8 protein-coding genes are annotated in these 12,562 nt (G+C 71.9%); 6 read left to right on the top strand and 2 right to left on the bottom strand.

The features are described 5' to 3' along the window. Positions 1-19: 19 nt before the first annotated feature. Positions 20-1,873 (bottom strand): APC family permease, encoded by a 1,854-nt coding sequence (locus Cs7R123_RS07475; protein WP_212824544.1) that lies wholly within the window; start codon positions 1,871-1,873, stop codon positions 20-22. 312 nt (positions 1,874-2,185) lie between these two features. Here Cs7R123_RS07475 and kdpF point away from each other — a divergent pair, with 312 nt between their 5' ends. The 6 genes from kdpF (at position 2,186) to Cs7R123_RS07445 (ending at position 10,401) form a co-directional block, all read left to right on the top strand. Further along, positions 2,186-2,272, top strand: coding sequence for a K(+)-transporting ATPase subunit F (gene kdpF / locus Cs7R123_RS41065; protein ID WP_212828979.1), 87 nt, complete (start codon positions 2,186-2,188; stop codon positions 2,270-2,272). A gap of 19 nt (positions 2,273-2,291) precedes the next feature. Beyond that, positions 2,292-3,968: a potassium-transporting ATPase subunit KdpA gene (gene kdpA, locus Cs7R123_RS07465; RefSeq protein WP_212824542.1), complete on the top strand. Its 1,677-nt coding sequence runs from the start codon at positions 2,292-2,294 to the stop codon at positions 3,966-3,968. Between the two features lie 32 nt (positions 3,969-4,000). Next, a complete protein-coding gene (gene kdpB / locus Cs7R123_RS07460; protein ID WP_212824541.1) occupies positions 4,001-6,160 on the top strand; it encodes a potassium-transporting ATPase subunit KdpB in 2,160 nt (719 codons plus the stop codon). Beyond that, on the top strand, positions 6,160-7,038 hold the full coding sequence (locus Cs7R123_RS07455) for a potassium-transporting ATPase subunit C (RefSeq protein ID WP_212824539.1): 879 nt from the start codon (positions 6,160-6,162) through the stop codon (positions 7,036-7,038). Before kdpB ends, Cs7R123_RS07455 begins: the two co-directional genes overlap by 1 nt. A 91-nt stretch (positions 7,039-7,129) precedes the next feature. Then, entirely contained in the window at positions 7,130-9,691 is a 2,562-nt protein-coding gene (locus Cs7R123_RS07450) for a DUF4118 domain-containing protein (protein WP_212824537.1), read from the top strand. Continuing rightward, positions 9,688-10,401, top strand: coding sequence for a response regulator (locus Cs7R123_RS07445; protein ID WP_212824535.1), 714 nt, complete (start codon positions 9,688-9,690; stop codon positions 10,399-10,401). The genes Cs7R123_RS07450 and Cs7R123_RS07445 overlap by 4 nt, the downstream gene beginning before the upstream one ends. Here the strand turns inward: Cs7R123_RS07445 and Cs7R123_RS07440 are convergent. Further along, a complete protein-coding gene (locus Cs7R123_RS07440) occupies positions 10,356-12,404 on the bottom strand; it encodes an APC family permease (RefSeq protein WP_212824533.1) in 2,049 nt (682 codons plus the stop codon). The genes Cs7R123_RS07445 and Cs7R123_RS07440 overlap by 46 nt on opposite strands. Between the last annotated feature and the right edge of the window lie 158 nt (positions 12,405-12,562).

The raw sequence follows: 12,562 nt of genomic DNA, 5'->3' as shown, positions 1-12,562 counted from the left end.
GGCACCGCCGCATCGGCTGTCAGGCCGGGACGGGGAAGCGCATCCGGCACACGATCGCGCCGGTGCCGCGGCGTACGGCGCGATCCAGGACGTTGCCGCGGTTGTTGCGCAGGATCCGCTCCCACCGCCGAGACGGTTCCACCTCCGCGATCAGCACGAACACGTGCCGGTCGGGATAGGTGTCCCGGATGTAGGCCGCCACCGGCGAGCCGAGGTCGCGCTCGGGCGCGTCCACCACCGCCAGCGGCACATGCGGGTGCCACGCCTCCCATTCGGCGCGGAACCGCTCCCGCTCGGCGGGTTCGTCGTGGTAGGCCGCGTGCAGCGCCACCACCTCGTCGCCCAGCGACAGCGCGCAGGCCAGCGCGTCGTGGGTGAGCCGCGAGACGCAGCCCACCGGCACGACCACCACCGACCGGCCCCGGCACGGCTCGTCGGGCACCCGGCCGAGCTGGAGCCGCTCGCCGATGCGCCGGTACGACCGGTGCACCTGCTCGAATCCGAGCACCAGCACCGGCAGCGCCAGCGCGATGATCCAGGCGCCGTCGGCGAACTTGCTCGCCGTGGTGACGACCGCGGCGGCGCCGGTGAGCACCGCGCCGACCGCGTTCAGCGCGGCCTTGGCCCGCCAGCGGGTCCCGCGCTCGGCGCGCCAGTGCCGGACCATGCCGACCTGCGCGATGGTGAACCCGACGAACACCCCGATCGCGAACAGCGGCACCAGCGTGTTCATCTGGCCGCCCGCGAACACCAGCAGCAGCGCCGACAGGGCCGACAGCACCAGCACGCCGTACCGGTAGACCTGGCGCCGGGCGCGCAGCGCGAACACGTGCGGCAGGAAGTTGTCGCGCGCCAGCAGCTGGGCCAGCACCGGCAGGCCGCCGAACGAGGTGTTGGCGGCCAGCGCGAGCAGGATCGTCGTGGTGATCTGCACCAGGTAGAAGCCGACCCCGTGGCCCAGCGCGGCGTCGGTGACCTGCGCGAGGACGGTCTTGCCGGGGACCGGGCGGATCTCGTACCGGGAGATCAGCACCGCCAGGCCCAGCAGCATCACGCCCAGCAGCACCCCGAGTGCGACCTCGGCCCGCTGGGCCCGCCGGACCGCCGGGGCCCGGAACGCGGGCACCGCGTTGGCGATGGCCTCGACGCCGGTGAGCGCCGCACATCCGTTGGCGAACGCCTTGAGCAGCAGCAGCGCGCCGACGGCGGTGACCGGGTCGGTCGCGGACACCGGGGCCGCGACGGGCACGGCGGGTTCGCCGCGCAGCAGACCGGCCACGATGACGGTCAGCACGGCGCCGACGAACAGCGCGGTCGGGGCGATGAAGGTGCGGGCGCTGTGCGCGATGCCGCGCAGGTTGACCAGCGTGACCAGCCCCAGCACGGCCAGGCACAGCTCCACCGTGTACGGCAGCAGGCCCGGGAACGCCGAGGTCAGCGCGGCGACCCCGGCGGCCGTGGACACGGCCACGTTGAGCACGTAGTCGATGACCAGCGAGGCGGCGGCGGTGAGGCTGGTCCGGCGCCCGAGATGCCGCTTGGCCACGGCGTACGAGCCGCCGCCGTCGGGGAACGCGGCGATGACCTGCCGGTAGGAGAAGACGAGCACGATCAGCAGCGCGGCGATCGCCGCGGTGACCGGGAGGGTGAACCCGAGTCCGGTGCCGCCCGCGGCGGCCAGGACCAGGACGATCGCTTCGGGCCCGTAGGCCACCGACGCCATGGCGTCGAGCGAGAGGGCGGCCAGGCCCCCGATGACCGACAGCCGGTCGCGGTCGTGGCCGGTGGCCACGGGCGGCGGTGCCGTCGCCGGTTCGGGGGCCGGGCGTTCGTCAGGTTCGGGATCGGCGACCTCGGTCGCGGTGTTCAGCATTCCTCACACGGTGGGGCAGCGGCGACCGGCTGCCAAGACCTGTCCGGCACCGCGGACGGTGTCCTCGGTCACCACGGTGTCAAGCGCCCGTCAAGAAAGCCGGGGCGCCCGTAGCGATGGCGTCAAGAGCCCGTACGCGAGCTGGTTTCGGGAGTTTGATCGTCTCCGGGCCGCCCGTCGGCCCGAAGGTATCGGGCAAATCGCCGCAAAACACTCACGAAGGAGGCGCACGGTGGCTGACCTGGCATTCGTGCTGCTCACGGTGGGCCTGTTCGCGGTCCTCGCCCTCGTCGTACGAGGAGCTGAGCGACTGTGACCGCCAACCTGGTCGGCCTGGTGATCGCCTGCGCACTGGCGGTCTACCTGGTCTACGCGCTGCTGTTCCCCGAGAAGTTCTGACGATCGAAGAGAGTTGTCAATGAGTACGGCAGTCGCGGGAGTGGTCTTCATCCTCTCGCTCATCGCCGCGCTGGCGCTGGCATACCGCTACCTCGGTGACTACATGTTCCGGGTGGTCGCCGCGCAGCGGCACGGCCGCGTCGAGCGCGGCATCTACAAGCTGGTCGGCGTCGACCCGAACGCGGAGCAGTCCTGGGGCGTGTACGCCCGCAGCGTGCTGGCGTTCTCGGCGGTCTCCATCCTGTTCCTGTACGCGTTCCTGCGCCTGCAGGACCACGTCTTCGCCGGAGCCGGGCCGGCCCTGTCGGCCGGCATCGACGACCGGATGTTCCCGCACCTGGCCTGGAACACCGCCGTCAGCTTCGTGACCAACACGAACTGGCAGGCGTACTCGGGCGAGAACACGATGACGCACGTCGTGCAGATGGCGGGCCTGGCGGTGCAGAACTTCGTCTCCGCGGCCGTCGGCATCGCGGTCGCGGTCGCCCTGGTGCGCGGGTTCGCCCGGCGCAAGACCGACCAGCTCGGCAACTTCTGGGTCGACCTGACCCGGATCACGCTGCGCGTCCTGCTGCCGATCAGCGCCGTCGCGGCGCTGCTGCTGATCGTCGGCGGTGCGGTGCAGAACCTGTCCGACGGCACGCTGCTGCACACACTGACCGGCAGCGAGCAGCACATCACCGGCGGCGCGGTGGCCAGCCAGGAGGCGATCAAGGAGCTCGGCACCAACGGCGGCGGCTTCTACAACGTCAACTCGGCCCACCCGTTCGAGAACCCGACCGCGTGGACGAACTGGCTGGAGGTCTTCCTGATCCTGCTGATCCCGTTCGCCCTGCCCCGGGTGTTCGGCCGCATGGTCAAGGACAACCGGCAGGGGTACGCGATCCTCGCCGTCATGGCGATCATCGCCATCGCGAGCGTCGCGCTGACCAACGTGTTCGAGCTGCAGCACCTGGGCACGGTGCCGCAGGCCGTCGGCGCCGCGTTCGAGGGCAAGGACGTCAGGTTCGGGGTCCCGGACTCGGCGACCTTCGCCGCCGCGACGACGCTGACCTCGACCGGTGCGGTGAACTCGTTCCACGACTCGTACACCGCGCTGGGCGGCATGATGCCGATGGTCAACATGATGCTCGGCGAGGTCGCGCCCGGCGGTGTCGGCTCGGGCCTCTACGGCATGCTGATCCTGGCCGTGATCACGGTGTTCGTGGCCGGTCTCATGGTCGGCCGCACCCCCGAATACCTGGGCAAGAAGATCGGCGCCCGCGAGATGAAGTTCGCGTCGGTCTACTTCCTGATCACCCCGACGCTGGTGCTGGTCGGCGTCGCCGCCGCGATGGCCACCGGGAACTGGCGGACCCAGCTCAACGTCGGCCCGCACGGCTTCTCCGAGGTCGTCTACGCCTTCACCTCCGCGGCCAACAACAACGGCTCGGCGTTCGCGGGCATCACCGTGAACACCCCCTGGTGGGACACCGCGCTCGGGCTGGCCATGCTGCTCGGCCGCTTCCTGCCGCTGGTGTTCGTGCTCGGCCTGGCCGGCTCGCTGGCCAAGCAGTCGCCGGTGCCGGCTTCGGCGGGCACGCTGCCCACGCACAAGCCGCTGTTCATCGGCATGGTCGTCGGCGTCGTGGTGATCCTGATCGCCCTCACCTTCCTGCCCGCGCTCGCGCTCGGCCCGCTGGCCGAGGGCCTGTGAACGCGGCCGCGGAAACAGACAAGGAAACAGAGATGACTGTCGCATCAGTGGCGGGCGCCGGCGCCCGACCGCAGGCCAAGCGGGTCGGCGGCGGGCTGCTGGACCCCAGGCAGCTGTGGAAGTCGCTGCCCGACGCCGCGCGCAAGCTCAACCCGGCCACCCTGTGGCGCAATCCGGTCATGCTGATCGTCGAGGTCGGCGCCGCGTTCACCACGGTTTTGGCGATCACGCAGCCCTCGTGGTTCGCCTGGGCCATCACGGTCTGGCTCTGGCTCACCGTCGTCTTCGCCAACCTGGCCGAGGCGGTGGCCGAGGGCCGGGGCAAGGCCCAGGCGGACACGCTGCGCAAGGCCAAGAAGGACGCCATGGCCCGCCGCCTGATCGGCTGGTCGCAGGGTGCCGAGGCCACGCGGTTCCAGGAGGAGTCCGTCTCGGCGACGGCCCTGGCGCAGGGCGACTTCGTGGTCGTCGAGGCCGGGCAGATCATCCCCGGTGACGGCGACGTGGTCGAGGGCATCGCCAGCGTCGACGAGTCGGCGATCACCGGCGAATCCGCGCCGGTCATCCGCGAGTCGGGCGGTGACCGCAGCGCGGTCACCGGTGGCACGAAGGTGCTGTCCGACCGGATCGTCGTGAAGATCACCCAGAAACCGGGCGAGAGCTTCATCGACCGCATGATCGCACTGGTCGAGGGTGCCGACCGGCAGAAGACCCCGAACGAGATCGCGCTCAACATCCTGCTGGCCGCGCTCACGATCATCTTCCTGCTGGCCGTGGTGACCTTGCAGCCGATGGCGATCTACGCCAAAGCTTGGCAGGGCGCGGCGCCGGACACCCCGTCGTTCAACGCGGACGGCATCAGCGGGATCGTCCTGGTGTCGCTGCTGGTCTGCCTCATCCCGACCACGATCGGCGCGCTGCTGTCGGCGATCGGCATCGCGGGCATGGACCGCCTCGTACAGCGCAACGTGCTGGCCATGAGCGGCCGGGCGGTCGAGGCGGCCGGTGACGTCAACACGCTGCTGCTGGACAAGACCGGCACCATCACCCTCGGCAACCGGCAGGCGTGGGAGTTCCTGCCCGCCGCGGGGGTCACCGCCGAGCAGCTCGCCGACGCGGCGCAGCTGTCCAGCCTGGCCGACGAGACCCCCGAGGGCCGCTCGGTCGTCGTCCTGGCGAAGGAGAAGTACGGACTGCGCGCCCGCGAGGAGGGCGTGATGCCGCACGCCACCTTCATCCCGTTCACGGCCCAGACCCGCATGTCCGGGGTGGACCTGGCCGAGGACGGCGGGCAGCGCCAGATCCGCAAGGGCGCGGCCTCGGCCGTGATGAAGTGGGTACGCGACAACGGCGGCCACCCGTCCGACGACGTCGGCCCAGCCGTGGACGGCATCTCGGGCACCGGCGGCACGCCGCTGGTCGTGGCCGAGCTGCGCACCGGAGGCACGGCCCGTGCCCTGGGCGTCATCCACCTCAAGGACGTCGTGAAGTCGGGCATGCGGGAGCGGTTCGACGAGATGCGCCGGATGGGCATCCGTACCGTCATGATCACCGGCGACAACCCGCTGACCGCCAGGGCGATCGCCGACGAGGCCGGGGTCGACGACTTCCTGGCCGAGGCGACGCCGGAGGACAAGCTCGCCCTGATCCGCAAGGAGCAGGAGGGCGGCCGCCTGGTCGCGATGACCGGCGACGGCACCAACGACGCCCCGGCGCTGGCCCAGGCCGACGTCGGCGTGGCCATGAACACCGGCACGTCGGCCGCGAAGGAGGCCGGCAACATGGTGGATCTGGACTCCGACCCGACCAAGCTGATCGAGATCGTCGAGATCGGCAAGCAGCTGCTCATCACCCGCGGAGCGCTGACCACCTTCTCCATCGCCAACGACATCGCGAAGTACTTCGCGATCATCCCGGCGATGTTCGCGGTGGTCTACCCGAGCCTGGACCGGCTGAACATCATGCGGCTGGCCAGCCCCGAGTCGGCGATCCTGTCCGCCGTCGTCTTCAACGCCCTCGTGATCATCGCGTTGATCCCGCTCGCGCTGCGCGGCGTGCGCTACACGCCGAGCAGCGCCTCCAAGCTGCTGACCCGCAACCTGTGGATCTACGGCCTGGGCGGCATCGTCGCACCCTTCGTCGGAATCAAGCTCATCGACATGATCATCTCGCTCATCCCGGGGATCTCCTGATGCGTACTCCTAGCTGGATCTCACAGCACCTCGCCGCCCTGCGGGCACTGCTGGTCCTCACCGTGCTGACCGGCATCGCCTACCCGCTGGTCATCACCGGCCTGGCCCAGGCACCCGGCCTGCGCGACAAGGCGAACGGCTCGGTCGTCGAGGCGGACGGGCGCCCGGTCGGCTCCCTGCTCATCGGGCAGGCGTTCACCGACGCCGACGGCAACCCGGTCCCGAAGTACTTCCAGAGCCGCCCGTCGGCCTCCGGGTACAGCCTCGACGCCACCTCGGCCAGCAACCTCGGCCCTGAGAGCGTGCAGGACACCCTCGGCGACCCGGCCCTGAAGGACTCACCCGACGGCGACGGCGGCAAGCAGGCCCTGCTCACCCAGGTCTGCGCCCGCAGCAAGGCCGTCGGCGAGCTGGAGGGCGTGGACGGGCGCCGGCCGTACTGCACGGCCGACGGCCTCGGCGCGGTCCTGCGCGTCTTCTACACCGACGGCATGTCCGGCAAGGTCACCCGCGCGGTCAGCGTCAACCAGGCGTGCCCCGCGACCCCGTTCCTCGCCGTCTACCAGGGCGTGGCTGTGGAGTGCGGGAAGTTCGGCGAGGACTACGGCAAGGGCGTGCTCGTCCCCGTTCGCGGTGACGCGCCCGAGCAGTCCGCCGTGCCCGCCGACGCGGTCACCGCCAGCGCCAGCGGCATCGACCCGCACATCAGCGTCGAGTACGCGCGGTTGCAGGCCAAGCGGGTCGCCGCCGCGCGGAACCTGCCGCTGGACCGGGTCGACGACCTGATCGACGAGTACACCACGGGCCGGGCGCTGGGCTTCATGGGCGAGCCCGCCGTCAACGTCCTCGACCTGAACCTGGCCCTGGACCGCGTCTAGCGGTCCGGCCGCGATGAACCGCGGGCGGCCGGGTGATCCCTCCACGGTCACCGGGCCGCCCGCCCGCCCACATCGGAAAGGAGTCTCGTAGATGTCGCGAGGGCAGCTGCGGATCTACCTGGGCGCCGCGCCCGGCGTCGGCAAGACGTACGCCATGCTGGAGGAGGCGCAGCGCAGGCGCGAGCGCGGCACCGACGTCGTCGTCGGCTTCGTGGAGACGCACGGCCGCAGGCACACCCAGGAGATGATCGGCGACCTGGAGGTGGTGCCCCGGCGCCCGATGGAGTATCGGGGCGCGACGTTCACGGAGATGGACCTCGACGCGATCCTGGCCCGGCGGCCCGACGTCGTGCTGGTCGACGAGCTGGCGCACACCAACGTGCCCGGCTGCCGCAACGTCAAGCGCTGGCAGGACATCGCCGAGCTGCTGGACGCCGGGATCAACGTGCTGTCCACGGTGAACATCCAGCACCTGGAGTCGCTCAACGACGTGGTGCAGACCATCACCGGGGTGCCGCAGCGCGAGACCGTGCCCGACGAGGTGGCGCGCCGCGCCGAGCAGGTCGAGCTGATCGACATGACGCCCGAGGCGCTGCGGCGGCGGATGGCGCACGGCAACGTGTACCTGCCGGAGAAGGTCGACGCGGCGCTGAGCAACTACTTCCGGGTCGGCAACCTCACCGCGCTGCGGGAACTGGCGCTGCTGTGGCTGGCCGACAAGGTCGACGAGCAGCTCGACCGCTACCGCGCCCAGCACCGCATCGACAGCACCTGGGAGGCGCGGGAGCGCGTGGTGGTCGCGCTGACCGGCGGCCCCGAGGGCGAGACGCTGATCCGGCGCGCGGCCCGCATCGCCGACCGGGCCCGCGGCGCGGACCTGATGGCGGTGCACGTGGCCCGCAACGACGGCCTGGCCGGGGTCGATCCGGCGCTGCTGGCCAGGCAGCGCATGCTGGTCGAGAGCCTGGGCGGCACGTACCACCAGGTCGTCGGCACGGACGTGCCGACCGCGCTGCTGGACTTCGCCCGCGGCGTCAACGCCACCCAGCTGGTGCTCGGCGCGAGCCGTCGCGGCCGGTTCGCCCAGCTGTTCTCGCGCGGGGTCGGGGTCACCACCACCGCCGAGTCCGGCCCGATCGACGTGCACCTGGTCACCCACGCCGAGGCCGGCCGCGGCCGGTTCGCCCGCCCGGTCGGCAGCGCGCTGTCGACCCGCCGCAGGACCGCCGGGTACGCCCTGGCCGCGGTCGGCCTGCCGCTGCTGACCCTGCTGCTGTACCGCTTCGGCGACGACCTGAACCTGGGCACCGACATCCTGCTGTTCCTGGCGGCGGTGGTGGCGGTGGCGCTGGTGGGCGGCATGTGGCCCGCGATCGTCGCGGCGCTGGGCGGTTCGGCGCTGCTCAACTACTTCTTCACCCCGCCGGTCCTGAGATGGACCATCGCCGAGCGGGAGAACCTGCTGTCGCTGTTCGTGTTCACCGTGGTCGCGATCGCGGTGAGCGCCACCGTCGACAAGGCGGCCCGGCGCACCCGGGAGGCGGCGCAGGCCGGGGCCGAGGCGCAGACCCTGGCCACGGTCGCGGGCAGTGTGCTGCGCGGCGACCGGCCGCTGACGGCGCTCATGGAACGGCTGCGCGAGACGTTCCGGCTGGAGTCGGTGACGCTGCTGGAGGCGCGCGAGGACGCCCCGCACGGGCCGGACCGCCGCCACGAGCCCGGCGTGTGGCGGGTCGCGGCGACCGTGGGCGGGCAGCCGTGCTTCGCCCCGGGCCAGGCCGACACCGACGTGCCGATCGGCGACGAGCTGACGCTGGTGCTGCGCGGGCAGCCGCTGGCCGCGGCCGACCGGCGCATCCTGGAGGCGTTCGCGTCCCAGGCCGCCCTCGCCCTGCGCCAGGAGCGGCTGGCCGAGCAGGCCGCCACCGCCCGGCCGCTGGCCGAGGCCGACCGGATGCGCACCGCGCTGCTGGCGGCGGTCAGCCACGACCTGCGTACCCCGCTGGCCTCGGCCAAGGCCGCGGTCGACAGCCTCGCCAGCCCCGAGGTCGCCTTCGGCGCCGACGACCGCCGCGAACTGCTGGCCACCGCCGGCGAGTCGCTGGACCGGCTCAACCGCCTGGTCGAGAACCTGCTCGACATGAGCCGGCTCCAGGCCGGGGTGCTGGGCGTGGCCGCCCGGGTGATGGGCTTCGAGGAGGTCGTGCCGCACGCGCTGGACGAACTCGGCGACAGCGCCCGCGACGTGCGCATCCGCATCCCCGCCGACCTGCCCGAGGTCAGTGCCGACCCCGGGCTGCTGGAACGCGTCCTGGTCAACGTGATCGGCAACGCCCTGCGGCACAGCCCGCCGGACCGGCCGCCGACGGTGCGGGCCAGCGCACACGGCGGCCGGGTGGAGTTGCGTATCGTCGACCACGGGCCGGGCATTCCGGAGGCCGACTGGGACCGGGTGTTCCTGCCGTTCCAGCGGTCCGGCGACCGCAGCAACGACGCCGGGCTGGGGCTCGGCCTGGCCCTGGCGAGAGGGTTGAGCGAGGCGATGAACGGCACGCTGGCGCCGGAGGTCACTCCGGGGGGCGGGTTGACCATGGTGCTGTCGTTGCCGGCAGCCGACAGCGCCGCCGTGGCGCGCGAGAGGACCGCAGCGTGACGAAGATCCTCATCGTCGACGACGAGCCGCAGATCCTGCGCGCCCTGCGGATCAACCTGCGGGCGCGCGGCTACGACGTCGACCTCGCCGCGGACGGGGCCGGTGCGCTGCGGGCGGCGGGCTCGGGCCATCCCGACGTGGTCGTGCTGGACCTGGGCCTGCCCGACATGGACGGCGTCGAGGTGATCCGCGGGCTGCGCGGCTGGTCCGCGGCGCCGATCATCGTGCTGTCCGGGCGTACCGGCAGCCAGGACAAGGTGCTGGCCCTGGACGCGGGCGCCGACGACTACGTCACCAAGCCGTTCGGCGTGGACGAGCTGCTGGCCCGGGTCCGGGCGGTGACCCGGCGCCACCTGGCCACACCCGACGCGCAGAGCGTGGTGCGCATCGGGCGGTACAGCATCGACGTCGCCAACCACGTGGTGCGGCCGGTCGACGGCTCCGGCACCGACGTGCGGCTCACGCCGACCGAGTGGCACCTGCTCACGGCCCTGGTGCGCAACCCGGGCAAGCTGGTCGGGCAGCGGCAGCTGCTCCAGGAGATCTGGGGTCCGCAGTACGCGACCGAGACCAACTACCTGCGGCAGTACATGGCCCAGCTGCGCCGCAAGCTGGAGGACGACGCGGCCCACCCCCGCCAGCTGCTGACCGAGCCCGGCATGGGCTACCGGTTCGTGCCCGCCGAGCCCGCCGAGCCCGCCGAGCGCTGAACGGGTGCCGGTTCGGCGTCGGCCAGGCCGCGGCGGACCTGGCCCGGGGTGTGCACGATCCGGTCCACCACGGCGGCGCTGGAGTGCAGCTGCCACGGCACGTTGATCACCATCACGCCGGGTTCGAACAGCAGCCGGGCCTTCAGCCGCAGCGCGGACTGGTTGTGCAGCAGGTGCTCCCACCAGCGGCCGACGACGTACTCGGGGATGTAGACGGCCACGATGTCGCGCGGTCCGGTCCGGCGCAGGTTCTTGACGTACTCGACCACCGGCCGGGTGATCTCCCGGTACGGCGACTCGATGACGGTCAGCGGGACGGCGATGTCGTACTCGGCCCACTGCCGTTGCAGCGCCCGGGTGTCGGCCTCGTCGACGTGCACGGTGACCGCCGTCAGCGAGTCGGGGCGGCTGACCCTGGCGAACGTCAGCGCGCGCAGCGTCGGCTTGTGCACCGTGGAGACCAGCACCACGGCGTGCACCCGGCTCGGCAGCGTCCGGTCGCCCGGCTCGGCGACCAGTTCGGCGCGGACCGTGTCGTAGTGGCGGTGGATGCCGCGCATCATCAGCCACAGCAGCGGGATCGCGATGACCACCAGGTATGCCCCGTGCGTGAACTTCGTCGCCAGCACCACGACCAGCACGACCCCGGTCAGCACCCCGCCGAGGGCGTTGACGAAGCGGGAGTGGTGGACGCGGCGGCGGGCGACGGGGTCGCGTTCGGTCGTCAGCAGCCGGTTCCAGTGCCGCACCATGCCGAACTGCGACAGGGTGAACGCGGTGAACACGCCCAGGATGTAGAGCTGGATGAGGCGGGTGACCGACCCGTCGAACGCGGCGATCAGCGCGGCGGCGATCGCGGCCAGCGCGATGATGCCGTTGGAGAAGGCCAGCCGGTCGCCCCGGGTGTGCAGCTGGCGCGGCAGGTAGCGGTCCTGGGCCAGGATCGATCCGAGCAGCGGGAACCCGTTGAAGGCGGTGTTGGCGGCCAGGATCAGGATCGCGGCCGTGACCGCCTGGATGTAGTAGAACCCCGCCGAGTGCGTCCCGCCGAACACGGCGGCGGCGAGCTGGGCGATGACGGTGCGCTGCGGGTCGGTGGCGCAGTCGCCGGGGAAGCCGACCAGGTCGCAGGTGTCCTCCGCGATGTGCACCTGGGCGACCAGGGCCAGCGCGGTGATCCCGGCGAACATCACCACCGACAGGCCGCCCATCCAGGCCATGGTCCGGGCGGCGTTGGTGCTCTTGGGCGGTTTGAACGCCGGTACGCCGTTGGAGATCGCCTCGACCCCGGTCAGTGCGGTGCAGCCGGACGAGAACGCGCGCAGGGCGAGCACGGTCAGTCCCAGCCCGGCCAGGCCGACGTGCTTCGGCTCGACGGCCCACCCGGCGCTCTCGGCCACCGGGGCGTGCCCGAACAGGGTCCGGCCCAGCCCGACCGTGATCATCGCGAGCACGCCGACGATGAACAGGTATGTCGGCACGGCGAAGGTCTTGCCCGACTCGCGGACCCCGCGCAGGTTCATCGCGGCCAGCAGGGCCACGAACGCCAGGTTGATCGGCACCCGCCACGCGTTCAGCGCCGGTGCCGCGGAGATGATGTTGTCCACGCCCGCGGCGACCGACACCGCCACGGTCATGATGTAGTCGACCAGCAGCGCCGCGGCCACGACCAGGCCCACCCCCGGGCCGAGGTTGCGCGAGGCGACCTCGTACGAGCCGCCGCCGGACGGGTACGCGCGCACCACCTGCCGGTACGAGATCACCACGACGGTCAGCAGCACCACCACCGCCAGCCCGATCCACGGCGCCAGGTACAGGTAGGCCAGGCCGCCCAGGGTCAGGACGAGCAGGATCTCCTGGGTGGCGTACGCGACCGAGGACAGCGGGTCGCTGGCGAAGATGGGCAGGGCCAGGCGCTTGGACAGCAGGGTCTCACCGAGGCGATCGGTGCGGAAGGGCCGGCCGAGAAGGATGCGCTTGAACCAGATCGCAGGGGTGGGCACGCCGTCAGCGTAAGGCTGATGATCTCTATTACCGCTGGTTCTTGACGCTATCTTGACGCCCTCGCGGCGGACGTCACGCCCGCGCGGGCCCCGTCGGCCGACCCGGCGCGACGGGTGCCGCCGCCGAGTGCCGCCGGGTGCCGCCGAGTGCCAGGGTG

The organism is Catellatospora sp. TT07R-123 (genome assembly GCF_018327705.1).
In the GTDB taxonomy this organism is placed as follows: Bacteria; Actinomycetota; Actinomycetes; order Mycobacteriales; family Micromonosporaceae; genus Catellatospora.
This window is presented reverse-complemented; position numbering and strand designations above follow the sequence as displayed.

Coding starts and splice junctions, on each gene's coding strand:
- Cs7R123_RS07475 (WP_212824544.1), bottom strand. CDS start 1,873: ATGCTGAACACCGCGACCGAGGTCGCCGATCCCGAACCTGACGAACGC.
- Cs7R123_RS07455 (WP_212824539.1), top strand. CDS start 6,160: ATGCGTACTCCTAGCTGGATCTCACAGCACCTCGCCGCCCTGCGGGCA.
- Cs7R123_RS07450 (WP_212824537.1), top strand. CDS start 7,130: ATGTCGCGAGGGCAGCTGCGGATCTACCTGGGCGCCGCGCCCGGCGTC.
- kdpB (WP_212824541.1), top strand. CDS start 4,001: ATGACTGTCGCATCAGTGGCGGGCGCCGGCGCCCGACCGCAGGCCAAG.
- kdpA (WP_212824542.1), top strand. CDS start 2,292: ATGAGTACGGCAGTCGCGGGAGTGGTCTTCATCCTCTCGCTCATCGCC.